Annotated in this window: 22 protein-coding genes and 1 pseudogene; 5 read left to right on the top strand and 18 right to left on the bottom strand. The window is 66.7% G+C overall.

Annotated elements, in window-relative coordinates; genetic code table 11:
* Positions 1–93: 93 nt before the first annotated feature.
* The 9 genes and pseudogenes from EPN51_RS17230 to mutA form a co-directional block, all read right to left on the bottom strand.
* Positions 94–1,200 (bottom strand): class I SAM-dependent methyltransferase, encoded by a 1,107-nt coding sequence (locus EPN51_RS17230; protein WP_293044782.1) that lies wholly within the window; start codon positions 1,198–1,200, stop codon positions 94–96.
* A 245-nt stretch (positions 1,201–1,445) separates the two neighbouring features.
* Positions 1,446–2,564 carry an NAD-dependent epimerase/dehydratase family protein gene (locus EPN51_RS17225; protein WP_293044780.1) on the bottom strand — a complete coding sequence of 373 codons (1,119 nt, stop codon included), beginning with the start codon at positions 2,562–2,564 and terminating at the stop codon, positions 1,446–1,448.
* A 173-nt stretch (positions 2,565–2,737) separates the two neighbouring features.
* Positions 2,738–3,748 (bottom strand): sulfotransferase family protein, encoded by a 1,011-nt coding sequence (locus tag EPN51_RS17220; RefSeq protein ID WP_293044717.1) that lies wholly within the window; start codon positions 3,746–3,748, stop codon positions 2,738–2,740.
* A 407-nt stretch (positions 3,749–4,155) separates the two neighbouring features.
* Positions 4,156–5,070, bottom strand: coding sequence for a sulfotransferase family protein (locus EPN51_RS17215; protein WP_293044778.1), 915 nt, complete (start codon positions 5,068–5,070; stop codon positions 4,156–4,158).
* Positions 5,071–5,418: 348 nt separating this feature from the next.
* The gene (locus EPN51_RS17210) at positions 5,419–6,591 is read right to left on the bottom strand and encodes an acyltransferase (RefSeq protein WP_293044715.1); all 1,173 of its coding nucleotides are present in this window, start codon (positions 6,589–6,591) and stop codon (positions 5,419–5,421) included.
* A gap of 288 nt (positions 6,592–6,879) precedes the next feature.
* Positions 6,880–8,166 carry a serine hydrolase domain-containing protein gene (locus EPN51_RS17205; protein ID WP_293044713.1) on the bottom strand — a complete coding sequence of 429 codons (1,287 nt, stop codon included), beginning with the start codon at positions 8,164–8,166 and terminating at the stop codon, positions 6,880–6,882.
* Positions 8,167–8,218: 52 nt separating this feature from the next.
* Positions 8,219–9,201 (bottom strand): annotated as a pseudogene (gene meaB / locus EPN51_RS17200) (methylmalonyl Co-A mutase-associated GTPase MeaB).
* 91 nt (positions 9,202–9,292) lie between these two features.
* Positions 9,293–11,560, bottom strand: coding sequence for a methylmalonyl-CoA mutase (gene scpA, locus EPN51_RS17195; protein WP_293044711.1), 2,268 nt, complete (start codon positions 11,558–11,560; stop codon positions 9,293–9,295).
* A 5-nt stretch (positions 11,561–11,565) separates the two neighbouring features.
* Positions 11,566–13,443, bottom strand: a complete 1,878-nt coding sequence (mutA, locus tag EPN51_RS17190; RefSeq protein ID WP_293044709.1) for a methylmalonyl-CoA mutase small subunit — start codon at positions 13,441–13,443, stop codon at positions 11,566–11,568.
* Positions 13,444–13,623: 180 nt separating this feature from the next.
* Between mutA and EPN51_RS17185 the strand changes: the two genes are divergently transcribed.
* The 3 genes from EPN51_RS17185 (at position 13,624) to EPN51_RS17175 (ending at position 16,034) form a co-directional block, all read left to right on the top strand.
* Positions 13,624–14,391 (top strand): TVP38/TMEM64 family protein, encoded by a 768-nt coding sequence (locus tag EPN51_RS17185; protein WP_293044707.1) that lies wholly within the window; start codon positions 13,624–13,626, stop codon positions 14,389–14,391.
* 49 nt (positions 14,392–14,440) lie between these two features.
* Complete coding sequence (locus EPN51_RS17180; RefSeq protein ID WP_293044705.1) at positions 14,441–15,424, top strand: endopeptidase; 984 nt, start codon at positions 14,441–14,443, stop codon at positions 15,422–15,424.
* A gap of 115 nt (positions 15,425–15,539) precedes the next feature.
* On the top strand, positions 15,540–16,034 hold the full coding sequence (locus EPN51_RS17175; RefSeq protein WP_293044703.1) for a nitroreductase family deazaflavin-dependent oxidoreductase: 495 nt from the start codon (positions 15,540–15,542) through the stop codon (positions 16,032–16,034).
* Here the strand turns inward: EPN51_RS17175 and EPN51_RS17170 are convergent.
* Genes EPN51_RS17170 through EPN51_RS17160 form a run of 3 tightly spaced genes read right to left on the bottom strand, consistent with a single transcriptional unit; the run spans position 16,031 to position 18,000 of the window.
* Positions 16,031–16,387 carry a DoxX family protein gene (locus EPN51_RS17170; protein WP_293044702.1) on the bottom strand — a complete coding sequence of 119 codons (357 nt, stop codon included), beginning with the start codon at positions 16,385–16,387 and terminating at the stop codon, positions 16,031–16,033. The two genes, EPN51_RS17175 and EPN51_RS17170, sit on opposite strands and share 4 nt — an antisense overlap.
* Positions 16,388–16,396: 9 nt before the next feature.
* Positions 16,397–17,527 (bottom strand): SPFH domain-containing protein, encoded by a 1,131-nt coding sequence (locus EPN51_RS17165; RefSeq protein WP_293044701.1) that lies wholly within the window; start codon positions 17,525–17,527, stop codon positions 16,397–16,399.
* 35 nt (positions 17,528–17,562) lie between these two features.
* Entirely contained in the window at positions 17,563–18,000 is a 438-nt protein-coding gene (locus tag EPN51_RS17160; RefSeq protein ID WP_293044699.1) for an NfeD family protein, read from the bottom strand.
* 56 nt (positions 18,001–18,056) lie between these two features.
* Between EPN51_RS17160 and EPN51_RS17155 the strand changes: the two genes are divergently transcribed.
* Positions 18,057–19,001: a hypothetical protein gene (locus tag EPN51_RS17155; RefSeq protein WP_293044697.1), complete on the top strand. Its 945-nt coding sequence runs from the start codon at positions 18,057–18,059 to the stop codon at positions 18,999–19,001.
* Positions 19,002–19,053: 52 nt separating this feature from the next.
* Here EPN51_RS17155 and EPN51_RS17150 read toward each other — a convergent pair whose 3' ends face one another.
* From EPN51_RS17150 to fabG1, 3 genes are read right to left on the bottom strand one after another with little or no spacing between them, the layout of a single operon-like run.
* Positions 19,054–20,115 carry a ferrochelatase gene (locus tag EPN51_RS17150; RefSeq protein ID WP_293044695.1) on the bottom strand — a complete coding sequence of 354 codons (1,062 nt, stop codon included), beginning with the start codon at positions 20,113–20,115 and terminating at the stop codon, positions 19,054–19,056.
* Positions 20,116–20,131: 16 nt separating this feature from the next.
* Positions 20,132–20,941 (bottom strand): NADH-dependent enoyl-ACP reductase InhA, encoded by an 810-nt coding sequence (inhA, locus tag EPN51_RS17145; protein ID WP_293044693.1) that lies wholly within the window; start codon positions 20,939–20,941, stop codon positions 20,132–20,134.
* Positions 20,942–20,975: 34 nt separating this feature from the next.
* Positions 20,976–21,743: a 3-oxoacyl-ACP reductase FabG1 gene (gene fabG1, locus EPN51_RS17140; RefSeq protein WP_293044691.1), complete on the bottom strand. Its 768-nt coding sequence runs from the start codon at positions 21,741–21,743 to the stop codon at positions 20,976–20,978.
* Positions 21,744–21,884: 141 nt separating this feature from the next.
* Between fabG1 and EPN51_RS17135 the strand changes: the two genes are divergently transcribed.
* Positions 21,885–22,730, top strand: a complete 846-nt coding sequence (locus EPN51_RS17135; RefSeq protein WP_293044689.1) for a hypothetical protein — start codon at positions 21,885–21,887, stop codon at positions 22,728–22,730.
* A 58-nt stretch (positions 22,731–22,788) separates the two neighbouring features.
* Here EPN51_RS17135 and EPN51_RS17130 read toward each other — a convergent pair whose 3' ends face one another.
* Genes EPN51_RS17130 through EPN51_RS17120 form a run of 3 tightly spaced genes read right to left on the bottom strand, consistent with a single transcriptional unit; the run spans position 22,789 to position 25,876 of the window.
* Positions 22,789–23,796: a VWA domain-containing protein gene (locus tag EPN51_RS17130; protein ID WP_293044687.1), complete on the bottom strand. Its 1,008-nt coding sequence runs from the start codon at positions 23,794–23,796 to the stop codon at positions 22,789–22,791.
* Positions 23,793–24,746: a DUF58 domain-containing protein gene (locus tag EPN51_RS17125; RefSeq protein WP_293044685.1), complete on the bottom strand. Its 954-nt coding sequence runs from the start codon at positions 24,744–24,746 to the stop codon at positions 23,793–23,795. The genes EPN51_RS17130 and EPN51_RS17125 overlap by 4 nt, the downstream gene beginning before the upstream one ends.
* Positions 24,743–25,876 (bottom strand): MoxR family ATPase, encoded by a 1,134-nt coding sequence (locus tag EPN51_RS17120; protein WP_293044683.1) that lies wholly within the window; start codon positions 25,874–25,876, stop codon positions 24,743–24,745. The genes EPN51_RS17125 and EPN51_RS17120 overlap by 4 nt, the downstream gene beginning before the upstream one ends.
* Positions 25,877–25,994 lie beyond the last annotated feature (118 nt).

The following is a 25,994-nucleotide window of genomic DNA, read 5'->3' as shown; positions in this document are numbered from 1 at the left end:
CCCGGGGCACCCCAGGGATCGCCGAGCGGCAGGCCCACGACGACATCCGTCCCGGCACCCGCACCGACGTAAACCGATCGACAACACGCGCCACTAATGCTGCAGGTCAAGTTTGCCGAGGCCGGTAATCTCAATACTCACCGATTTCCGTGACCCAGCAACGCCGAGCATAAAGAATATGTCCCCTTTGGGTGCGCCCAGCCAAAATCGCCAAAACGGTTCGCGGAAGCATGCCCAGCAGTAGCGGCCGTCCCCGAAGATCACATGCAACGGAATCGCGGCAATGGAATACAGCAAGCGCTTCCAACGCGACGTAACCATCGCGACGTTCATTTCGATCATCTCGAGGCCCCAGGCCCGATATTCCCATTCCAGACCATAGCGCCGTTGAAAATCGTAGAAAGCGCGCATTTCGCCATTGGTAACCAGATACTCGTCAAAGACGAGGATGGATCCCCGGATGAAGTGGTCTTTGCAGGTTTCTAATGCGTGCAGGCAACTCTCATATGTGTCCAGATCCATGTGAAAGAGCCTGATTGGGGCCCCTGGTCGGTCGGCCAGGAACGGCGCCAACGTATTATAAGTACTCCCCTTGATGAATTTCACATCGCGGCCGAGCGCGGCAGGCACGCCGTCGTCGAAAGTCACTCCGGTATCGCGGATAAAACGTTGCGCGATCGGTTCTGACAGTGAAAATGTCCCGCGTTTGACGACCCGGTCCTCGAGTTGCCAGTCTTCAACAAGGCCGGAAAAGGTATCGAAGCCGTATACCATTCGGTGGCACGCATCAAATGTGAGCCTCGTCGACCAGCCGATCCAGACACCCAGATCCAACAACAGCTCCTGAGAATTCTCAGCGCAGGGCCCCGCCAGTCGCGATGCTTCCCACAACAGCGTGTGGCCTCGAATCCTGCGCCGACGCAAATCGGAAAGCGTCCTACCGACGAACTCACGATATTCTTCGTCGTAGACCCTGATGTCCCGGGCATATAAATTTGGAATGTAGCGGTCCCGATCCCGACGGGGAATGCGCGCGCAGACGAGCAACAACAGAAGTGTGCCGATCGCCATGAGCAGCACCGACCAGAAGTAACATGCGGTGGCCACGATGAGCGCGATGCCGACCAGAACCGCTTTCCATAGCCGATGAATGGTCGTGCGATCTGCCTTCGGCAAACGGTGAAGGCTCGGCCGGCTCATTGTCCGCCTATCGACAATGCCCACCGGTTCACCTCCTGGTTCGTAGCTACCCTAGTACGAAACCTCGCCGGACGATTCAGTAAATTGCTCGATTCCCGCGCCACCTCAGTGCTCATGAGGTCTACCCTTTCGCCGCGGGCTGGAGCTGGATCGCGTATTCGATGCATAGAGATAGGGGCGGCCGAATGCGACGTTCGCGGCTTCGGGGCTGACTCGGGTTGCGGCTGTTCGAACTGGAGACGCCGTTAAAGGCGCCCCGCCCGTTCCGCAGGACGGCCCGATGCAGGCGCGTGCTCGCCTTGCTCCAGGGAGACTTCGGGCCGCTCACCGATCCATTCGAGCAGCGCGCGCAGACCGTCGTCGAGCGTCCACTTCGGATCCCAGCCGAGCTCGTTGATCGCCGGCTCGATATCGCAGCTCGCGGCGCGCACGTCGCCGTCGCGGAATTTCGGGACGACGGTCGGTTCGGGCGCGTCACACATGGCGGCGATCTTGTTGGCCAGCTCGTGGATGGTGGTGGCATGGCCGGACCCGATGTCGAGACAACGCGGCTGGGTTGCGGGCTGCTGCACCGCCGCGAACAACGCATCGACGACGGCGTCGATGTAGACGAAATCGCGCACTATCCGGCCGTCTTCGTAAACCTCCAGCACCAGCCCCTGGCGCGCTAACCGCGCGAAGAGGGCGACGATTCCGGTGTACGAATTGGTCAGCGACTGACCAGGGCCGTAGACATTCTGCAGGCGCAGCACGCTGAGGTTGGTGTCGTGCGCGGACGTCCAGGCGGCCAACAGGTGCTCCTGGGCGAGCTTGGTCGCCGCGTACACGTTGGTGGGACGGGGTTCGGTGCGGTCGGCGCGGCTCGGCAGCGGCACGGCCTGCTCACCCCCGGGCCCCCGCGGATCCCAGACACCCGCCACGAGTTGCGCGTGGCTTCGAGGTCGCGGGTAGAAGACCTGCGGGCCGGACTGCCACGAGCCCTCGCCGTACACGGCCCTGGACGACGCCAGCACCAGTTGTTCGGGCACGAGTCCCGAGCGGCTCAACGCGTCGAGCAGTTGCGTGGTCCCGACGACGTTCACCGAGCCGTGCCGTGTCGCCTCGGACAGCGATTGCGCGGTTCCCGTCTCGGCGGCCAGGTGGACGATTTGGGAAGGGCGGAACAACCGCAGCACCGCGTCAAAGTCGGGCGCGTGCGTGACGTCGCCGGTGAACAACCGCACGGACGGCGGCAGTTCGATCGGGCGATCTCCCCCGTGCACCTGCGGATGCAGGACATCCATCACGGCGACGTCGTATCCGGCCCCGGCGAGGCGACGAGACAGCGCCGACCCGATGAATCCTGCGCCACCGGTGATGAGCACGGACGCTGACACGAATCGACGCCTCCCTTTCGGATGCCGAGGAAAATAACCGACCGGCACATGTCGCCGATATCGCGGTCGGGTCGATCATATCGGGGACGTACCGCGGCATCAGAGGATTCTGCCAAGCAGGTCGGCGGCACATCGGGGTCGCACCAAATGCGCGAAATACCCTAGGCCCAGGTCCCCCTGTGCCGATGGGCCATTGCGACGACCTCCATCACCGGCCTCGCGATGATCGGCCGGAAAATCCGGAAGAGCATGCTGTTGGACAAGCCACGACAATCCTCGTACGCCTTGCGGAAATCACGCTCGCATGACCGATAGGACTCGAAAACTCGGTCCATCGTTGATATGTCGATGGGGTCGTCCTGCGCGGCCTCGCACAGTGCTTCGTAGACCGTGGAAATCCAATCGGCGCCGAACAGATCCGTCACCGGGCCGCAGTGCCGCTGCCGATGCAGACCGGGAGTGAGGAACTGCTCGATGGCGTCCTCGTCCTGGGCATACAGTTCGACCGGCAGCTCCGCGGAGATACGCTTCATTTCCCGGCGCCAGTCATCGAGAAGGTTCGCGTAGTCGACGAATACCCGGGGTACGCCGCGCGTGTTGCGTTCGGCCAGGATGTTGCATTTCAACCACAAGGCGCTCGCGAGCGCGGGAGAGACGCGCCAGGACTTCACAATCGACGCAATGACCTCGTGCGGATGACGCACCGCGATCACGGCTGCGACGTCGAACCCGGCCACGCGCGCCGCGTCGAACCACAGGTCGGACAGCGTCGTGATCCTGGGTTCTTTGATCACCACGAGCGGCGCCGACGGCAGTGTGGACAGATACTCCGCGACTTTGGCGACGCAGGCCCTGTTCTCCGCGTTGGGCGAACCGTCCTCCAGAAACCGCAGTGACGGGTCGTACCAATAGGTCCCGAGACGGCGCAGGATCGTTTCGTTGAGCGAGATGGCCGCTCGCGGTTCCCAATACCCGAGCGGGTTGTTCGCGTCGGCGCCCAGCATCGCGGCCGGGAGCGTGCCGCCGCACAGCGAGAGCACCCGGGTGAGCGCCGACGTTCCCGACCGTTGCGGCCCCAGCACGAAAAGGGCGACCGGGCGGTTCCCGGGCCCGAGGGAGTCGGAGGAATTGACAGCGTTTTCGACGGGCTTGGTCATCCTGGCCAATCTCATCGCGCATCCAAACCTTTCACTGGTCGTGCACCCGGGCGGCTTTCGGAGTTCGGTTGATATCCACGGTTTTCCGATTTGGCGCACGCACGATCACGGGTGCGCAGCAACCGAGTCGGGATCGATACCGTCGCGCACACGACCATGTCAGACAGCCGAACCTCAGCCTTTTCAATAACTTTGGCAAAGAGGAGACGATCTATGCCGCGCTCCTCATGCAGGGTCAGGCTTGACTTGTGACCGGCAACTTCTGCCCCCCGGTGAGAACCATCGAATCATTGCGCCCGCTAAGCACTATAGACAGGCGCGAAGGATCCGGGTGCCGTTTTACGAAACTGTTTTGCTTACTTGACCTTTGGATGGTTGCGCTGATGACCACACGATCCGATTTGCGTGGGCCGGCCTTGTGTCTACGCCCAGGCTCCCCTGCGCCGGTGGACCATCGCGGCGACCTCGAGGATCCGCTTCACGATGAACGGCCTGAATACCCGGCGAACCACGCTATTGGTGCGGGTGTGGAATTCCGTGAACGCCATCCGGAAATCATGCTCGCAGGCCTGATATGACTCGAAAACCCGGTCCAGGGTCGATACATGCAGGGGGTCGTCCTGCGCGGCACCGCGCAGTGCTTCATAGACAGCCGAGATCCAGTCCGCGCCGAAGAGGTCCGCCACCGGGCCGCCGTATTGCTGGCGACGAAGGTCGGGGGTGAGAAACTCCTCGATCGCACTCTCGTCGGTGGTATCCAGATCGATTTCGAGCGTCGCGGCAATGCGCTTCATCTCCCGATGCCAGTCGTCGAGGAGGTTGCCGTAGTCGACGAAAACGCGCGGCATACCGCGGGTGTGCCGCTCGGCGAGCAGATTGTATTTGAGCCACAGCGCGCTCGACAGCTCCGGCGAGGTGTCAACGTATTTCGCCGCCGAGGCGACAACCTCTTGCGGGTGGCGCACGGCGATCACAGCGGCAACGTCGAAGCCGACCTGGCGCGCCGCCTCGAACCAGAGGCCGGACAGCGCCGTTATCCTCGGCTCCTTGATGACCACGAGCGGTGCCGCCGGCAGGGTGCCCAGGTACGCCGCGATCTCCGCGACACAGGCGGCCTTTTCCTCGGCGCCGAACGCGCACTCCTCCTGTAGGCGCAGCGTCGGGTCGTACCAGTTGCTGTCATGGCGGCGCAGGATCGTTTCGTTGAGCATGATGGCCGCGCGCGGCTCCCAATAGCCGCGGGGGTTGTTCCCGTCGGCGCCACACATTCCGGCCGGGAGCGTGCTGCCGCACAGCGACAGAACCCTGGTAAGTGCCGACGTCCCAGACCGCGCCATACCCAGCACGAACAGCGCGACCGGACGAACCGCGGTCCCCGAGCGGGTGCAATGCTCCGCGGGATCGGCGCCATCGGCGGGCTGGCTCGTCCGGGTAGCTGCCATCGCGGACCCACACCTTTCCGTGCGCGTGTTACGGCCCCCGGGGATCACGGGTCATTATGCATGAGTTTGCAATTTCTGGGGCAAAGTTCAATTACGTGTGCCCGGCAACGCCGTCGTCAGCTCAGGAGGCGTTCCCAGCAAACGCGTATTAGCAGGTCGAAGGCCTACGATCCGCGCGCGCTCAATATCTGTAGGTAAAGGTGAGATTGAGGTTTTCGAGCGCCGCGAAAATCCCACGGCGAGTTAGTCGCCAGCGGCGGTGTGCGCCGGCGGTGGCGCCTCGGCGACCACACCGTCCCATCCGCGCGCCTTGCGCTTGAAGCGGGATTTGAGCGCAAGCGCACGCTTTTCAACCAGGAACCAGCTCAGTGCGGCCAGCGGGAGGGTCGCGATGGCGGCGACCACCGTGAACGCGAGCGGATGCAAGAAGCCGAGCCCGCAGATCACCAGCAACTGCTGCAGGGGCCACGCGTAGATGTAGACGCCATATGACAGATCCGTCCGTAAACGCAAGCGCTGGTTACGGATCAGCGCGCCGGAAACGACGACGGCGTAGGCCAGCGGAACCGCGCCGAGCACTCGGTAATTGGGCACCAACAAGCCGGCCACCACGACGATGGCCGCGCTCACGGCGACGAGTGACCACCGAGCGGGAATCCTGTCCTGGAACTGATGCAGCAACGTTCCGGCGGCGAACACGAGTGCGAAACGCGTGATCATCTGGACGATATTCTCCGCCCTCCCAACCGGGTAAGAGACCAGTGCCGCGGCCACCAGGAACAGGCCGAACACCACCGGAGCGGGCCACCGACGCTTGAGGAGTCCGGCTACACCGGCAACGGCAATGGCGATGTAGCAAAAGAATTCGAATATGAGGGTCCACAGCACCCCGTCCCACACACCCGGGAAGGGGACGTTTCGGGGCGTTCCGTCGATGCCGGTGTGATACACGTTCAGTACGGCGTTGTTCAGCACGTACTGGATCGGGGCGGGAGACAGCAGCAACTTGGCGGGCGAGCCTCCCTGGATCGCCACACCGATCGGGGCAATGACAAAAGCCACCACGGCCAGGCAGACCCACAGTCCCGGAAAGATGCGCAGAATCCGGGCGACGAAGTATTCGCGAAGCCGCGGGTTGCGGACCCAGCTCGCCGTGATGAGGAAGCCCGATATCGCGAAAAATCCGTCGACCCATACCTGGGTGAGAAGCTGCTCGATCGGTGGGTAGATCTTGCGGCCGGTGAGCGGCCAGGAGTGTTGCAGGATAACGCCCGAAGCCAACACCAATCGCCAGACGTTCAGTGCGTTATTTCGGGTATCGAATGCCTGGGCGAGGCTCGGGCTTGCCGACCAGCGCCGCGTCGGCCGGCGGTTGACGGTTGTATTCGGCCCAGAAACGGTCGGACTCGCACTCATCTGGATGATTTCCGTTGCCCGGCGCCCGGTGCCCAATATCGCAATCCAGTCATCAACGCACCCGCAAAGCCTGGATTACCCGCCGGTATTTTCGGGCAACGCCGCGGGAATACGCAGGAATGAACTGAGCAAACATCGGCACAGATTACATCCCCCGCAAACAACTGCACAGGGGCGGTCGAACACATCGTCCGAATCGACCGGCCGATTTAAGCACTCCCGTCAATTACGCGACCATTTGTTTTGCCGTGGTCGCTTCACTGAACTCAGGGTAGACGGCTTTCGGTCTCAGCCGGCGACGGCTCCCGGCTCGTAGAACGGCGCCCCGAACTCGGTGACCGGCCGGAACCCGCGTTGGCGTGCCTTTTCCGCGGCCCTGCGGATCAGCGCATAAATTCCCACGAACGCCGCATGGTCGGTCATCACCAGCGGCGTCAGCAGTCGATTGTGTACCAACGAGAACGCCACCCCCGAGGCGGGGTCGGCCCATCCGACCGAACCGCCCATCCCGACGTGACCGAAGCCGGGCATCACACCGCCGATCGGTAGACTGTGATAACCCAGGTGAAAGGCCAACGGCACGTAGATGTTTCGGTCCGGCCGCAGGCTGCGCTGACCCGTCAGGCCCGCCGCCAGGTCGCGGGAGAGGAATCGGATGCCGTCGACCTCGCCGCCATTGGCGATCGCGCCGTACATCCGCGCCAGGCCACGCGCCGTGGCCACCCCGTTGGCGGCGGGGATCTCGGCGTCCAGCAGGGGGGTGTCGCCCTGGACCGCGGCGATCATGCCCGGGAAATAGATCGCCCGGAAACCGGGGGAAAGCTCGTTGGCGACCTTGCGTGAGACGTAGTTGACGGTCGAACTGCCCAGCAGGTTCTGCGGTGCGACGATCTCGGCGACTCGCGTCGGCGCCCCGGCCGGCGGCCGGCCCAGATACAGGCCGTCGACACCCAGCGGCTCGGCGAGCTCCTCGCGAATCAGCACGCGCATACCTTTGCCGGTCACCGCCCGGCCGAGACCCGACATCAGCCAGCCGAAGGTCAGCGCGTGGTATGCCGATTTGCCCAACAACCGCCCGGGGGCCGCGGCAGCCAGCCGCTCCTCCATCACGATGTGATCGAGCAAGTCTTCCTTGGTGGCGCCGCGCAGACCCGAGAGGCCGGCCTGGTGCCGCATCACCTGGCGCACGGTCAAATCGGCCTTGCCATTGGCCGCGAACTCGCGCCAGTACTCGGCAACGGGAGCCTCGTAGTCGATCAGCCCGCGGTCGGCGAGCCGGTGGATGACGGTCGCGGCCATCCCCTTGGTCGCGGAGAAAACCATCGGTGCGGTGTTCTCCGACCACGGCCGCTGACCGCCCCGGTCGGCAAAGCCCGTCCAGACGTCCACGACGGGCCGGCCGTCGATATACACAGCCAGCGCCCCGCCACCGAACCGGCGGGCCGGGAACATGCTGGAAAAGCCACGAACGACGCAACCAAAGTGTGAGTCCGCCGCGCCGGACACACGGTGACCTGCGTCAAGGTCATCGTGGACACGGACCGCGCGGCGATTGACTCGGCTATCCACCGTCACACTCTAAATTTACTTGGATTACACACCCGGCAGGAGCGATATCGGAGATTATTTACCTATCCGTTAGCCCGACGCGGCCGTCAATATTTGCTGGGCCGCCAGGGCCGGAGTTAGCTCCCCCGCCTTGACCTTTCGCTCCACGTCGGCCCGGATCTTCCGCACCGCCGCGTTGGACGCCAGCCGGTCTAAAACCGTGTCGCGCACCATCTGCCACGTCCAGTCGACGAGCTGGGATCGGCGGCGCGCCTCGAATTCCCCGGCCTCGCTGAGCACCTGGCGATGACGTTCGATGGTGTCCCACAGTTCGTCGAGGCCGGATCCCTCGGCCGCGCTCATCGTGAGAACGGGTGGCCGCCAGAGGGTTTCACGCGGATGTATCAGCCTGATCGCGCCGGACAGCTCGCGCGCGGCCGACCGTGCCTCGGCGAGGTGTTTCCCGTCGGCCTTGTTCACCACGACGATGTCAGCCAGCTCCAGCACGCCCTTCTTGATGCCCTGCAGCTGGTCGCCGCCGCGTGCCAGGGTCAGCAACACGAAGGTGTCGACCATGTTGGCCACCGTCACCTCGGACTGACCGACGCCGACGGTCTCGATCAAGATCACGTCGAAACCGGCGGCCTCCAGCAGCACCGTCGTTTCCCGGGTGGCCTTGGCCACACCGCCCAAGGTGCCCGACGTGGGCGACGGCCGAATGTATGCATCCGGGTGCATCGCCAGGCGCGCCATCCGGGTTTTGTCACCGAGGATCGAGCCGCCGGTGCGCGTGGACGACGGGTCGACGGCCAACACCGCCACGCGGTGGCCGAGTTCGATCAGATGCATGCCGAGGGCCTCGATGGTGGTGGACTTCCCCACCCCGGGAATCCCCGTGATGCCGACGCGATGCGCGTTACCCGAGTCGGGCGTCAGCTCCAGCAGCAGCTGCTGCGCCTCCTCGCGATGGTCCCTGCGGGTGGACTCCAGCAGCGTGATAGCTCGCGGCAACGCCGCGCGGTCACCGCTGCGGACCGCCTTGGCCAGTTCCTGGGCGTCCATTACTTACCCACCCACGCCAGAGTGCCGCTACCGACGCATTCCTCGAGTGGCGGCGTCGATAGTTGCACTCTCGCGGCGGTTCTGGAGGTGGTCACTGGCCGAGGTCGTAACCCAGCCGCTCGGCGAGCTTGTGCAGCAAGCCGATTGCGGCGTCGGCGATCACCGTCCCGGGCGGGAAGATGGCGTCGGCCCCGGCCTCGTACAGCTCGTCGAAGTCACCGGGCGGGATGACGCCGCCCACCACGATCATGATGTCGGGCCGCCCCACTTGGGCCATCGCCTCGCGCAGCGCCGGCACCAGGGTCAGGTGACCGGCCGCCAGCGAGGACACCCCGACCACGTGCACGTCGTTGTCGGCGGCCTGGCGGGCCACCTCCTCGGGCGTGGAGAACAGCGATCCGACGTCGACGTCGAAGCCGATGTCCGCGAACGCCGTCGCGATCACCTTCTGGCCCCGGTCGTGGCCGTCCTGACCCATTTTGGCCACCAGGATCCTGGGGCGACGACCGTCGGCTTCCGCAAACTTCTCGACGAGTTCGGTTGCGCTGGCCATGTTTTCGGCCTTTCCAGCTTCGTCGCGGTAGACGCCGGCGATGGTACGAATCTCCGCCTGATGACGGCCGTACACCTTCTCCAGCGCGTCGGAGATCTCGCCGACGGTGGCCTTGGCGCGGGCCGCGTCGATGGCCAGCGCCAGCAGGTTGTTGCCCAGCCCGTCTCGATCCCCCTTACCGGCTCCGCCGGAGTGCGCCGCCGCGGCACGCGACAACTCCGCCAGCGCGGCGTCGACGGCCTCCTGGTCGCGGCTTTCCCGCAGCTCCTCGAGCTTGGCCAGCTGCTCGGCGCGGACCCGGCTGTTCTCGACCTTGAGGACCTCAACCTCCTGGTCCTCTTCGACCTGGTACTTGTTGATCCCGATCACCGGCTGGATCCCGGAGTCGATGCGGGCCTGCGTGCGCGCGGCCGCCTCCTCGATGCGCAGCTTGGGGATCCCGTCGCTGATGGCCTGGGCCATGCCGCCGTGCTCGGTGACCTCCGCGATGTGGGCACGGGCCTTCTGCGCGAGCTGATGGGTCAGCCATTCCACGTAATACGAGCCCGCCCACGGGTCGATGGGCCGCGTGGTGCCCGACTCCTGCTGCAACACCAGCTGGGTGTTGCGGGCGATGCGGGCCGAGAAGTCGGTGGGCAATGCCAGCGCCTCGTCCAACGCGTTGGTGTGCAGCGACTGCGTGTGCCCCTGCGTCGCGGCCATCGCCTCGATGCAGGTGCGGGCGACGTTGTTGAAGGCGTCCTGCGCGGTCAGCGACCAGCCCGAGGTTTGCGAATGTGTGCGCAGTGAAAGCGATTTGGCGTTCTTCGGATTGAACTGGCCGACCAGCTCGCTCCACAGCAACCGGCCCGCCCGCAGCTTGGCGACCTCCATGAAGAAGTTCATTCCGATGCCCCAGAAGAAGGACAGCCGGGGCGCGAACTTGTCGATGTCCAGCCCGGCGTCCAGGCCCGCCTTGATGTAATCGACCCCATCGGCCAGCGTGTAGGCCAGCTCCAAATCCGCTGTGGCGCCGGCCTCCTGGATGTGATAGCCGGAGATCGAGATGGAGTTGAACTTGGGCATCTTCGCGCTGGTGTAGGCGAAGATGTCGGAGATGATGCGCATCGACGGCGTGGGCGGATAGATGTAGGTGTTGCGCACCATGAACTCTTTGAGGATGTCGTTCTGGATGGTGCCGGCCAGCTTCTCCGGCGGAACACCCTGCTCCTCCGCGGCCACCACGTACAACGCCAGAATCGGCAACACCGCGCCGTTCATGGTCATCGACACCGACACCGTCGACAGGTCGATGCCGTCGAACAGCTGGCGCATGTCGAGGATGGAATCGATTGCCACACCCGCCATTCCGACGTCACCCTGGACGCGCGGGTGGTCGGAGTCATACCCGCGGTGGGTGGCCAGGTCGAAGGCCACCGACAGACCCTTCTGGCCCGCCGCCAGGTTGCGGCGGTAGAAGGCGTTGGACTCGGCGGCGGTGGAGAAACCGGCGTACTGCCGAATCGTCCACGGCTGGTTGACATACATCGTCGGGTACGGCCCACGCACGAACGGCGGTTCGCCGGGGAAACTGTGCAGCGGATACCCGTCGGCCTCGACGGCGGCGCGGTCGGCGGCGATGTAGACCGGTTTGACGTCGATGTCTTCCGGTGTATGCCATTGCAGTTGGTCGGGTGTGTACCAGTGCGCGGCCGCGGCCGCGGCGACGTGTTCGGTGACGGCGGCCTCGGTCGCCGGTGCGATGGTCCGTTCGCTGTGCAGCGGCACATCGGCGAAGCTGCCGACAGCAGGTGCGGTGGTTGTCATCCTAACTACGCCCCCAGCCTCGTGAGCAGATCCGACAGAGCTTCGACCGCATCGATTTTCGCGGTCAGGAATTGGTCCGGCTGGTGCTCGGCCTCAGCCACGGCCTTTTCGGGTCCGGCCAGACAAACCCGGGAGATGCCGGCGCCCCGCGCCGCCTGCACGACCCCTGACACCTCATCGTGGTAGCGCTTGTCGGTGCCGCAGATGACCGCCACCGTCGCCGACCCCGCTTCGGCCACCGCCGCCGCGACGCCGGTGACGTCGACGGTTCCCGGGTTGATCGCCTCGATGCCTCCGGAGGCCAACAGATTCGAGGCGAACGTCGCGCGAATGTTGTTCTCCGCCAGCGGACCCAGAGGTAGCAACAATGCTTGCGGGCGCGAGCCGGTGCGGCCCAGGTAGGCGTCCGAACGGTCGCGCAGGGCTTCGAAGTCCGCGGCGTAACGCACCAGCTTTCCGGCGGCGAGCGGCGAATACGACGAGTCGCTTTGCGGCAGCGGCGGTTCGGTGAGGTTCGGGAATTCATTGACGCCGGTGATCGCGGTCCGGCGGTGCGCGATGTCGTCGCCGCGGCGGGCCGCCACCTCGGCGATCTGGCCGGCGATGAAGTCGCCCGCCTGGGTGAATCCCCCCTGCGCCTCGATGGCCTGGAACTGCTGCCAGGCCTGTTCCGCCAGCCGGCCGGTGAGGTCCTCCACGAACCACGACCCACCGGCGGGGTCCAGCACGCGGCCCACATGGGACTCCTCGAGCAGCAACAGCTGGGTGTTGCGCGCGATGCGTCGCGCGAAACTCGTTGCTATGTCCGGGAATCCGCCGTCGATCGCCACGTCGAACGGGAACACCAGCAGCGAGTCGGCACCGCCGACACCGGCGCCGAAGGCGGCCAGGGTGCAGCGCAGCATGTTCACCCAGGGGTCGCGCTGGGTCATCATCGGCAGCGAGGTCTCGGCGTGTATGACGGCCGCACCGGAATCCGGCTCGCCGACCACCTCGGCGACACGCGCCCACAAGTTACGGGCCGCGCGGAGCTTGGCGATCGTCATGAACTGGTCGTCATCGGCGGCGAACCGGAAGCTGATCTGCCGCAGCGCCTGGCCGATCGGCATCCCGGCTTCGGTGAGCACGCGGAGGTAACTCACCGCGGCCGCGATGCCGGCGGCCAGCTCCCACGTCGCGTTGGCGCCCAGATTGTGGAAGGCGGGCCCGTCGACCGTGACCGCGCGCACGCCGGTGTGATCGGCGGCCCGCTTGGCGACAGCGACCACGTCCTCGATCTTCGGGGCCGGCCGCCCACTGAGCGTCGCCGTCAGAGGGTCGCCGCCCAGGTCGATCGACACCGTGGCGCGCTGTTCGGGTTCCACCTCGTCGGCCAGCGCCAACACAACGTCGCTGGCGGCCGCGTAGTCGGCGCCGGCCTCGAGGATCACCGGCGCCATGCTCAGGTAGACACCCTGCAGCGTCTCCGCCAGCTGGTCGGGCGCCACGCCCGACTCGCCGATCCGCAGGACCAGGGCGCTGGCTCCGTTGCCGAGCGCGTCGAGCACCGCCGAGTTGACGTCCTTTGCCGCGATACCGGGCACCGGGGTCGCCGGGAACGCCTCGGCGACCCGCCAGCCGGTCTTGACGTCGCGCAGCGCGTCGCCGCCGCGCACGTACGGCCACTCGCCGGGCAGCGGCGGTTCGGGCAGCTCGTCGAGCGCCGTGTAGAGGGCGCGAATCCCGATCCCGTCATACGTCGGGGTCTCCAGCAGCCGCTCCGGCGCGTCCCCCAACTGCTCGGGGTCCTTCCGGGTGCTCTTGGCCAGCACTCCGGCGACCGCACTGCGCCAACGCCCGCGAACCTGTTCGAGGCCCGCGAGCTCGGGTACATCAATGGACACCGATTGCTCCCTTTTCCCAGCATTTGGGCTACAGCTTTGGGGATACCACTTAGCTACTGAGGCTAATTGATGGGAGCTCCCGGCTAAAAACCGCCAGGTGCGGCGAGCTGGGCCGGCTCGGGATGAAACGCCAGCCGCGGGAAACGCCTTATTCATCTGCGCCCCGTAACCTTAGATCACGTGACGGGTTCCGCCACCAGCAACATCACCGCAACACTTCGTGATCTCGGCTGCGCCATCGGCGCGGCGGCGCGAAGCGTGTCTCGGTCGCGGATCGTCTGGACGGTGGTGGGCATCACAGCGTTCCTGGTGCTGGCATCGTGCCTCCCGCTGCCCTCGCCGGTGCAGATGCGCGACTGGGCGCAGTCCCTCGGGCCGTGGTTCCCGCTGGCGTTCTTGGTCGCACACGTCGTCGTGACGGTGGTGCCCATTCCGCGTACCGCGTTCACCCTGGCCGCCGGTTTGCTGTTCGGCCCACTGGTGGGCGTCGCCATCGCGGTGGTCGCCAGCACCGCGAGCGCGATGATCGCCATGCTGCTGGTCCGCGCGGCGGGCTGGCGGTTGAACCGCCTGGTGCGCCACCGATCGATCGACACGGTGGAAGAACGGCTACGGCGGCGGGGCTGGCTGGCCATCGTGTCGCTGCGATTGATTCCCGCGGTGCCGTTCTCGGTCCTCAACTACGCCGCCGGTGCGTCGACCGTGCGGGTGCTGCCGTATGCCTTGGCGACGCTGGCCGGATTGCTGCCCGGCACCACCGCCGTCGTGGTCCTCGGCGACGCGCTGGCCGGTCACCCCAGCTCGCTGCTGTATTTGGTGTCGGCGGCCACCAGCGTGCTGGGACTCGCGGGGTTGATCATCGAGGTCCGCCACTTCCGCCGGCACCACCGCCGCGCGCACCGCCGCCTCGACGACGAGCACGCCCCCGAGCCGGCCACCATCAGCTGATCAACCCACTTCGTTGAGAGCGCCGCGCGATGCGGCAAAGATCGATCTAATGGGGGACGTGTACGCGCTGGAGTTCGCCAGCTGGGGGGCGTCATACTCGCCGGCTCGTACCGTCGCGCTGCCGCTCAGTGCCCTGGTGCTGGCGGTGCTCGCCGTGTTGGGCTTCCTGCCCAGCCGGACCCAGCGGCGTCGCAGACCGACGACGCGCGCGTTCGCCGACGTAGGGCCGCGGCGCGCCAAACTGCACACCACATTGCTCACCCTCGCGGCGGTGTGCAGCGCCACCGCACTGGTGGCAGCCATCTGCTTGTTTCCCAGGGCCGCCACCCCGGCACAGCAGCCACCCCCGCCGCCCGCCCAGGCGCCGATCGACCTGCCCGCGGCCAGCGCCATCGGACCGGGCGCCGGAATTTACGTCGACTATGCCGACGGCTCCGGTGGAATGGGTTGCACCGCAGGGTTTCTGGTGTACACCAGTGGCGGCCAGGCCGGAATTCTCACCGCCGGTCACTGCAATCGACCCGGCGCGCCGAGCAGGGTGACGATGAACCTGGGCGGGATCCTCCCCTACACGACGCTGGGCACGTTCAGTCATACCGTCAACGAGGGGGCGCACGACGAACAGCACGACATCGGCCTGATCACGCTGGACGGCGACAACGTGCCCCGGTCCTCGGCGATCGCCGCGTCGTTGCCGGTCACTGGCGTCGCCACCAATTTGCAAGTCGGCCAGCAGTTGTGCAAATTCGGCATGGGCTCCGGCGCCGACGCCTGCGGACAGATCGTGGAGATCACCGCCAGCAAGGTCGTGTTCCTGGCGAGCGGCCAATGCGGCGATTCGGGCGGCCCGGTATACCTCTACCAACGCGACGGTACCGTCAGCGCCGTCGGCATCCTCATCCGCGGCGGTGACCCCTACACACCCAAAGCCGGGTGCGCGGCCCGCGCCAAATTCTCCGTCGCCGAGTTGGTGCGGCCCTGGCTGGACAAGTGGCATCTGACCGCCGTCACCGCACCGTCTTCCCCGGGCTGACCACGTGTTCGGGGCGGCCGCCGCTCACCGTGAAGGCGCCGATTACGTTTAGCCGCCGTCACCATCGCCATCACCCGCGCCCGGCGTCGAGCCGGCCCGCACCCCTGAGGGCAGGATGGGGAGAATGTCACGAGATCAACCGTCGTCGCTCCCCGCCAAGCTCGCCGCAGGGCTGCTGAGGTCGCGCCGTCTCATGCGCGCACCGATCTGGATCTACAAGGCTCGCGCGGGCGCGCTGTTCGGCTCGCGCATCCTGTTGCTCGAGCACATCGGCCGCAAGTCGGGTGTGCCGCGCTACGCGGTGCTGGAGGTCATCGATCATCCGTCACCCGACGTCTACGTCGTCGCCTCGGGATTCGGCCGAAAAGCCCAGTGGTTCCGCAACATCGCGGCCAACCCGCGGGTGCGCGTCTACGCCGGCAGCCACGCCCCCAGGCCCGCCACCGCGCGCGTGCTCGACCCGCACGAGGCCGACCGCATCATGGCCGCGTACCGCACCCGTCACCCCAAAGCGTGGGAGCGGATGCGCCCCGTGCTCGAGGACACGCTCGGCGCGCCGATCACCGACACGGACACCCCGTTGCCGCTGGTCGAGCTGAAGCTGGACTAAGCGCGGTCCGGGCCCTTGACCGTCATCGCGGCGGACAGGGCCAAAAACAGCGCGGCCGGAAGGCAATTGACGACTTTGTCGCGCACCCGGACGTGCGCGCCGACCGCGAACACGAAGTACAGCGTCAGCATCGCCGTCGTCAGCCTCGCCAGCCCGGGGAAACGGGTGACCGACAGCAGGCCGACCGCGGCGGCCGCCTTCACCGCCGGCAACACGGGCCGAACGTTCTCCGGGACACCCAGGTCATCCAGTGTCTTCTTGATGGGAGCCAGCTGCACGCCGCAGGCCACCGCGTCGACGGCGTGGAACGCGGCCAGCGCCGCATAGGTCTTGGGTGAAGTCAACGCACTCATGGGGCCATCCTATTGAGTCAGCTCGCCCGGGCCGTCCGCAGGCTTGCGGGCTATCGCCTCCGCCTTGGCCACCGCCTCCGCGATCGCGGGGTCGGTTTCGGTGGAGAACCAGTCCGCCACGTCGGCGTCGTCGTCGGCGCCGTGCTTGGGCGCGTCCTCGACGGGCGAGGGCTGGAACCGGAACACCCCGTCCTGGCCCGGGGTACCCAGGAGTTTGGTGAATCCCTGCAACGCCGCGCTGAAGTCGCTGGGCACCACCCACACCTTGTTGGCGTCGCCGCGCGCCATCTCCGGCAGCGTCTGCAGGTACTGGTAGGCCAGCATCTCCGGGGTGGGCCGGCCGGCCTTGATCGCAGCGAACGTCTTCTCGATGGCCTTGGCCTGCCCCTGCGCCTGCAGGTAGGCGGCGGCGCGTTCACCCTGGGCGCGCAGCATCCGGGACTGCCGGTCGCCCTCGGCGGCCAGGATCGCGCCCTGCTTGGCGCCCTCGGCCGCGAGGATCTGCGCCTGCTTCTGACCCTCGGCCTCCTTGATCGCCGCCTCGCGCATACCTTCGGCGGTCAGGATCATCGCCCGCTTCTCACGGTCGGCCTTCATCTGCTTTTCCATCGATGCCTGGATCGACGGCGGCGGGTCGATGCTGCGCAACTCGACCCGGGCGACCCGCAGGCCCCAGCGGTTGGTGGCTTCGTCGAGCACGCCGCGCAGCTGTCCGTTGATCTGATCGCGCGACGTCAGTGTCTGCTCCAGAGTCATGCCGCCGACGACGTTGCGCAGCGTGGTGGTGGTCAGCTGCTCGACGCCGACGATGTAGTTGCTGATCTCGTAGACGGCCGCCTGCGGAACCGTGACCTGGAAGTAGACGACGGTGTCGATGTTGAGCGTCAGGTTGTCTTCGGTGATCACCGGCTGCGGCGGGAACGACACCACCCGCTCGCGCAGATCCACCCGGGCCCGGATCCGGTCGATGAACGGCACCAACAACGTCAGTTGCCCGCTCACCGTGCGGCTGTATCGACCCAGCCGTTCGATCACCGCGGCCTCCGCCTGAGGTATCAGCGCCACCGACTTGGCCACCACGACGATGGCAAAGATGACCAGAACCGCCAGCAGCACCAGACCAGCAACCGCACCTTGCATCGGAGTTCCTCTCTTTCGCAGCCGTTCTCGCCGCCCTACAGGCTGGTCTTGAAGACCACTGCGGTCGCGCCGTCGATCTGCATGACCGTGACCGGCTCGCCCGGTTCGTAGACGTCGTTCTCGTCGAGCGGACGCGCGGTCCACACTTGGCCGTCGAGCTTCACCTGACCGTTGTCCCGGGCCACCCGCTCGAGCACCAGCGCGGTTTTGCCCTCCAGCGCCTCGATCCCCAAGCGCGGCACGTTCGCCGGTGTCAACCGCCGCCGCAGCGGCGGACGAACCAGCACCAACAGCAGCACCGAGACGACCAGGAACACCGCCCCGTCCACCCACACCGCAGAATCCAGCAGCCAACTGGTCAGCGCCGCGGCCAGTGCGCCCCCACCGAGCATCACCAAAAACAGATGGCCGGTGAGCGCCTCCGCACCGGCCAGCACCAGCGCGAATATTAGCCAAAGCAGCGCGGCGTGCATGCGGCAAGGATACGCGTGATCGGCCTTTGCGGGGCAAAACAACTACACTGCGTCACGTGTGGTGTCCCAGTGTTTCGCTGTCCCTGTGGGCCAACGCCTGGCTCGCGGGCAAGGCCGCGCCCGACGACGTCCTGGACGCGTTATCTGTTTGGGCGCCAAAGCAATCGGTGACCGCGTATGATGCCGTCGCGGCGGGCCATACCGGGCTGCCGTGGCCCGATGTACACGACGTCGGGACGGTCACGCTGTTGCAGACTCTGCGTGCCGCGGCGGGCCGGCCGACGTCGACGCCGGGTGTGCCTCCCCTGATGCGCGGGACGATCAACATGGTTTTGCCGGTACCGGGCGATGTGCGCGGACTGGCCCCGGGAACACAGTTCGAACGCGATGCGCTGGCCGCCGGCGAGGCGATCATCATCGCCAACCCTCAAAGCCCCGCCACCGCCGTCGGCCTGGTCCCCGAATTCTCGTATCAGGATGACGCCGACATACCCGACGACTATGAGACGGGCCTGGCCGAATTGTGCGCGCTCACGTGGACGGTCTACTCCCTTCCCGGCGTGCCGATACTTGACCACTACGAGCTCGGCGACGCCGAGTACACGCTGCGGTCGGCCGTGCGATCGGCGGCCGACGCGCTCGGCGCCATCGGCCTGGGATCGGCCGCGGCCGACATCGACGATCCGCGAGGGCTCGTCGAGCAATTGCTGGAATCCGCACGGCAACACCGCATTCCCGATCACGCGCCGGCGCGCGCATTGCGGGTACTGGAGAACGCCGCGCACGTCGACGCCATCATCGCGGTCAGCGCGGGGCTGAGCCGGTCCGACTCGCCGGACCGTTTCGCCGCGCCGATCGCCGCCGGCCTGGAGCCGGTCGGAACGCAATCGTCGTCGGAGGCACGCATCGCCAGCGATGCGCTGCGACCGCTGACCGCCGTGGTGCGTTCGGCGCGGATGGCCGCCGTGACCGCGATCCTGCATTCGGCCTGGGCCGACTAGTTCTGTTGGCGGCGACCCGCTTCACCCGGCTCCGCCGCGCTCGCGATCCCCGCTAATCCTGATCGCCGGCCGCGCAGTGCGGCGGGCGGCATGGCGCGCCGTCGACGCTGGCAAGGCACCCGGGCACCGGGTCGGGACCACTCACCCGTTCCGGCGCCCGGCCGTAACGCAATTCGTCGATCAGGTCGGCGGCCATCTGCGCGAAACGCGGATGGGCGTTGGGCGTTGAGGCCCGCACCATCGTTATCCCCGCCGCCTCGGCCTGAGCCGCCAACTCGTGGTCGAGGTCCCACACCACCTCGATGTGGTCGGCCACGAACCCGATCGGGCAGATGATGACGGCCGTGGTGCCGGCCTCCGCCAGCGTCGCCAGGTGGTCGGCGACGTCGGGCTCCAGCCACGGAACCTGGGGCGGCCCCGACCGCGACTGCCACACCAGGTCGTACCCGGCGTATCCGGCGGCGGAGGCCACAAGGCTTGCAGCGTAGGCGACTTGGCGGCTGTACAACCGTGGGCCCAGGCGCTCGTCGGCCGCCACCGGGATCGAATGGGCGGTGAACACCAGACGCGCGCCGGCCGGTCCCCCGCGAGCGGGCGGTGCCCCCAGCTCGGCGGTCAAGGCCCCGGAGGCCGCACCGATGGTATCGGCGAAGATCTGCACGAAACGCGGGTGGTCGAAATACGGCCGCAGCTTGACCAATTCGGGGGCATCCGGCCCCGCCGCCCGGCGCGCCCGGGCGATGTCCTCGACGTATTGAGTGCAGCTGGAATAGCCGCTCCACGCCGAGGTCGCGAATACCGCTGCCCGCCGAATTCCGTTGTCGCGCATCGTTGCGACGGTGTCTTCGACGTAGGGCTCCCAGTTGCGGTTGCCGAAGTAGACCGGTACGTCCAGACCGCGGCCGGTCAACTCGGCGCGCAACTGCTCGATCAGCGCCAGGTTGATCCGGTTGATCGGTGACACCCCGCCGAAATGCATGTAGTGCTCGGCCACATGGTCGAGGCGTTCCGGCGGCACGTTGCGGCCCCGGGTGACGTTGTCCAAGAACGGCCGAACCTGCTCGGGACCTTCCGGGCCACCGAAGGACAGCAGCAGGACGGCATCAAAATCCATGGAATTCCATTGCTGTCTAGAGCAATTGGGTGCTCGCGCCGCCGTCGGCGTAGATGATGGTCCCCGTCGTCGCCGGCAGCCAATCCGACAGCAGCGCGCACACCGTCTTGGCGACCGGTGTCGGATCCTTCATGTTCCAGCCGATCGGCGCGCGCTGATCCCAGCCCTCTTCGAGCAGCTGCATCTGGGCGCCGGCCTCTTCGCCGAGCGCGCCGCCGACGATTGCGCTCATGGCCAACGTCCGGATCGGCCCCGCGGCAACGAGATTGGAACGGACGCCCACCTTGCCCGCCTCGCGCGCCACGAACCGGTTGACCGATTCCAGCGCGCTCTTGGCCACCGTCATCCAGTTGTAGGCCGGCATCGCGCGGCTCGGGTCGAAGTCCATGCCCACGATGGAACCGCCGGGGTTCATGATCGGCAGCGCCGCCTTGGCCAGCGAGGCGTACGAATACGCCGAGATGTGAATACCTTTGGAGACATCCTCGTACGGCGCGTCGAAGAACGGGTTGATGCCCATTCCCGTCTGAGGCATGAAACCGATCGAGTGCACCACGCCGTCAAGCTTGTTGCCGTCGCCGATCTCGGCCGTCACCCGCTCGGCGAGCGAGCCCAGGTGCTCCTCGTTTTGCACGTCGAGTTCGATCAGCGGCGCCTTCTCCGGCAGCCGGTCGGCGATGCGCTGAATCAGGCGCAACCGGTCAAATCCGGTCAGCACCAACTGCGCCCCCGCTTCCTGGGCCGCCTTGGCGATGTGAAACGCAATCGACGAGTCGGTGATGATCCCCGAGATCAGGATCCGTTTGCCGTCGAGCAGTCCCGTCATGTCCGTCCTTAAAGTTCTTGTCTAGTAGATGTATTCAGTGGCCCATACCCATGCCGCCGTCGACCGGGATGACCGCACCGGAGATGTAGCTCGCATCCTCGGACGCCAGGAAGCTGACCACCCCGGCGACCTCGGCGGGGGTGCCGACCCGCTTCGCAGGGATGAATTGCAGTGCCCCCTCCTGGATCCGCTCATCGAGCGCGCGGGTCATGTCGGTGTCGATGTAGCCCGGCGCCACCACGTTCGCGGTCACGTTGACCTTCGACAGCTCCCGGGCGATCGAGCGGGCCATGCCGATCACACCGGCTTTCGAGGCCGCGTAATTGGCCTGGTTACCGATGCCCCAACTGCCGGAGACCGAACCTATGAAGATCATTCGGCCGAATTTGTTTCGCTGCATGGTCCGCGATGCCCGCTGAGCCACCCGGAACGCCCCGGTGAGGTTGGCGTTGATGACCTTCTCGAACTTTTCCTCGGTCATCCGCATCAGGAACGCGTCCGCGGACAGGCCGGCATTGGACACCAGCACCTCGACCGGTCCCTGGTGCTCCTCGACCTCTTTGAAGGCGCGATCGACGGCGTCGTTGTCGGTGACGTCGCACTCGACGCCGAACAGCCCCTCGGGCGCCCCGGATCCGCGATGCGTGACGGCCACCTTGTGGCCGTCGGCGGCCAGCCGCTGTGCGATCGCCAGACCGATCCCCCGGTTTCCTCCGGTGACCAGGATCGAACGGGATACGAATGCGGGTCTGCGGTAGTCGGCAGCACTTTCGGTGGTGTTCTCGGTGGCCGTGTCAGTCACCCCGTCAACCTATCGTCTCGGCTCGTCGCGGCCGAAACCGGCTGACCCCGGGCGTAACGCCAGGGCGAAGAATCGAGCAGAATCTCGCCCTGCCGTTACACCCCGCATCCACGTGTCGGTGAGGCCCAGCACACTCTCGTCATGACCGACCCCTTCCTGGGCAGCGAAGCCCTGGCCGCGCGGCTGATGTCGCGCCACGAGCTGCGAAGTCGTCACGTCGCGCTGCATCGCGATGTGTACATGCCGAGGGATGCCGAACTGACGGCGATGCTGCGCGCGAAGGCATGCTGGCTGAGGTCTCGCCGCCGCGGCACCCTGGCGGGCTTCTCCGCCTCCGCCATGCATGGCGCCCGGTGGATCGACCCGTCCCGGCCCGCTGAGATCATCGACACCAATCGCCGCCCCACTTCCGGGGTGCACGCCTGGGAGGAACGCATCGAGCCCGACGAGATCGCCGTCGTCGACCAGATGCGCGTCACCACGCCGGCGCGCACCGCACTCGACCTGGCGCGCCGCCATCCCAGGGGCATGGCAGTCGCTGCGATCGACGCGCTAGTGCAAGCGACTGAGCTGAAGATGGCCGACGTTGAGCTGCTCACGGACCGCTACCGCGGCCGCCACGGCTTGAAGGCCGCCAGGGCGGTCCTCGAACTGGTCGACGGCGGGGCTCAATCCCCGAAGGAAACGTGGCTACGTCTGCTGTTGACAGATGCCGGCTTCCCGCGGCCGCAGACGCAGACGCAGATCGCGGTATACAACGAATGGGGCTGGGCCGAGGCATATTTGGACCTTGGCTGGGAGGACATCAAGGTCGCCGTCGAGTACGACGGCGACCATCACCGGTCTCTTCGCACGCAATTCGCCAAAGACATCGGCCGCTTCGAGATGCTCGAGCGTCGCGGGTGGATCGTCGTCCGGGTCATCGCCGAGCATCACCCCGACGACATCATCCGCCGGGTGCGCGACGCTCGAGCCCGCCGCATGTAACGCCAGGGCGAAGAATCGAGCAGAGTTCCGCCGTGGCGTTACGGGCGCGGGAAGAAGACTAGGTCGGCAGGCGGCGGTTGATGAGCAGCGCCGCCAACGCCGCCAACGCCAACACCAGCGCACCCAACCGCACCCAGCCCACGCTGGCATCGCCTTTGATCGTCTCGTAGCCGATCTGCTGCTGCAGCGTCGCGTAGACCGACTTCAGTTCCTGCAAAGACGCAGCGTTGTAGGCGTTCCCGCCCGAGAGCTGGGCGACCTTCTTGAGCGTCTCGTCGTCGACCGGCACCGGCTGGCGCTGGTCGTTGATCTCGACGAAGCCGTACGGCGTGCCGAAGGAGATGGTCGAGATCGGCACACCCTGGTCCTTGGCGGTGCGCGCGGCGGTGAAGGCGCCCTTCGGGTTGTCCGGATTGGTCGGCATCGTCTCCTTGCCGTCAGAGAACAACACGATGCGCGCCGGCGGCGGTTTGTCGCCGCCACCGATCACCGCGCCGACGGTCGCGATGGCCTGCAAAGCGGTGAAGATGCCCTCCCCGGTGGCGGTGCGGTCGGCGAACTGCAGCTTGTCCAGCGCGGTCTTGGTCGAATCCCGGTTGGTCGTCGGCGACACCAACACCGTCGCGGTCCCCGCATACGCGATCAGCCCGAGGTTGATGCCCGGCGTCAGCTCGTCGGCGAACTGTTTGGCGGCCTCCTGGGCGGCCGCCATCCGGTTGGGCGCGACATCGGTGGCGCGCATCGACTGCGACACGTCGATCACCAGCATCACCACCGCGCGGTTGCGGGGAATGCGGACGTCGTTGGTCGGGCCCGCCATCGCGATGGTGAACAGCACCAGCGACGCGACGAGCAGGATCGCCGGCACATGCCGCCACGTCGACGGGCGCTTGGGGGCAACGCTTTCCAGCAGCTCCATGTTGGCGAACCGCAGCATGCGCCGCTGCCGCGCCAACTGCATCAAGATGTAGAGCGCCGCCAGCCCGACGACGACCAGCAGGAACAGGAAGAACCACGAATGTTCGAAGCCCGACAACGATATCGGGCCGAGGAGCGGCAATGTCACTGCCGCCCCGCCAATGCCCCGCGCCGGCGGGATTCCACGAACCGCACGATGTCGGCGATCCAGTCGCGGTCGGTGCGAAGCGTCAGTATCGGGGCCCCGCAGCTGCGGACGGTGCGGGCCACGTCGGCGCGGTGCGCCGCGGCGGCCTTGGCGAAATCGTCACGCAGCTGGGCGTCGATGGTGAATTCGCGGGTGACCCCGGACTCGGCGTCCTGCAGCACCACGTCGCCGATGTCGGGCAGTTCGACGTCGCGGGGGTCGAGCACCTCGATGGCCAACACCTCGTGCCGGGCGGCGACCGCCCGCAACGGGCGCATCCAGTTGATCGGCCCGAGGAAGTCGCTGATGATCACCGCCATGCCGCGGCGGCGTTCCGGGCGGCGCAGCGCGTCGATCGCCGTCGCCAGATCGCCGCGCACCCCGACCGGCGCGCGGGGCGTGGTGGCGATGGTGCGCAACAGCGTCTGCTCATGCTGGCGACCCGAGCGGGCGGGCACTCGGATCATGTCCGCGCCGGTGGAGACGATCGCACCGAGCCGGTTGCCTCCACCGCTGTTGAGGTAGGTGATCGCGGCCGCGGCCGCCACCGCCAGGTCCCGCTTCTCGCACACGGTGGTACCGAAGTCCAGGCTGGCCGACATGTCGACCACCAACCACGTTTCCAGCTCGCGGTCGGCGATCATCTGCCGAACGTGGGGGTGCGTGGTGCGCGCGGTGACGGCCCAGTCCATACGCCGGACGTCGTCGCCGGGCTGATACTCGCGCGACTCCCCCGGCTCGGAGCCCGGCCCGGGGATCAGGCCGAGGTGATCGCCATGCAGCACACCGTCGAGCTTGCGTTTGACGGTGAGCTCGAGGGTGCGCAGCGCCGCCGACAGCTTCGGGTCGTCGATCTGCCCGCGCTGCATCGAGGGCGGATGGACAGCCGGCGGCCGCTTGGGATCGGTCACCGACCGCTGGCCGCGCCGGCGGGTTGCATCACCGGGGGCACCGAATGCCCTTGCTGCGGAACGGCATTCACCTGAGGCAGGGCAACCGTCTGCAGCACCCGGTTGATGACGATCTCCGGCGAGATCTCGTCGGCGAGCGCGTCGTAGGTGAGCACCAGCCGGTGGCGCAGGACGTCGGGAATGACGTCCACGACATCTTGCGGAATCACATAGTCGCGGCCGCGGACCAGCGCCAGCGACCGGGAGGCCGCGATGATGCCCAGCGAGGCACGCGGGGAGGCACCGAACGAGATCCACGTTCTGACGTCGTTCATGCCGAGCTGTTCGGGATGGCGGGTGGCGGTCACCACCCGCACCACATAGTCCACCAGCGCGTGGTGGACGAAACCGTTGGCCGCGATGTCCTGCAGCCGCAGCAGGTCGCCGGTGTTGAGGATCTGCTTGGGCTCCGGCGGGCGCACGCCCATCCGGTAGATGATCTCGCGTTCCTCTTCCGGCGACGGGTAGCCGACGTTGATCTTGAACAGGAAGCGGTCGCGCTGCGCTTCGGGCAGCGGGTAGACGCCCTCGTGCTCGATCGGGTTCTGCGTGGCCATCACCAGGAACGGGTTGGGCAGCGGGAATCTCTTGCCACCGATCGACACCTGGCGTTCCTGCATGACCTCCAGCAGCGCCGACTGCACCTTGGCGGGCGCGCGGTTGATCTCGTCGGCGAGCAGGAAGTTGACCACCACCGGGCCGAGCTCGGTGTCGAACTCCTCCTTGCCCTGCCGGTAGATGCGGGTACCGATGATGTCGGTCGGCACCAGGTCGGGGGTGAACTGGATACGCGCGAACGTCCCGCCGACCACCCGCGCGAACGTCTCGACGGCCAGCGTTTTGGCGACACCGGGAACACCCTCGAGCAGCACGTGGCCCTTAGACAACAGCCCGACCAGCATCCGCTCCACCAGCTGGTCCTGGCCGACGATGATGCGTTTGACCTCGAAGATGGCCCGCTCCAGGGTCTGGACCTCGGCGGCCAGCCCGTTACCGCCACCCGTCGGCGCTTCGTGAGCCGGCGGCCCTGATTGCCCGCCCGGGCCCGAGTAACCGCTGGCGCCTGGCGGCGGCCCACCTGCTGCTGTCATGAACTGCTACCTTCCACCGCTCAACCAACTCGATCGGACACGACTGCCGGCACGACGAATGTCGTGGGGCAGCGACGTGCCCGCGTCCAACTATTCCAGGCCTGCCGAATTCCGTCGA

It is taken from the genome of Mycobacterium sp., assembly GCF_004298145.1.
Taxonomy (GTDB): domain Bacteria; phylum Actinomycetota; class Actinomycetes; order Mycobacteriales; family Mycobacteriaceae; genus Mycobacterium.
Note: the sequence above shows the minus strand (reverse complement) of the source record. Positions and strands in the feature narration are given on the sequence as shown.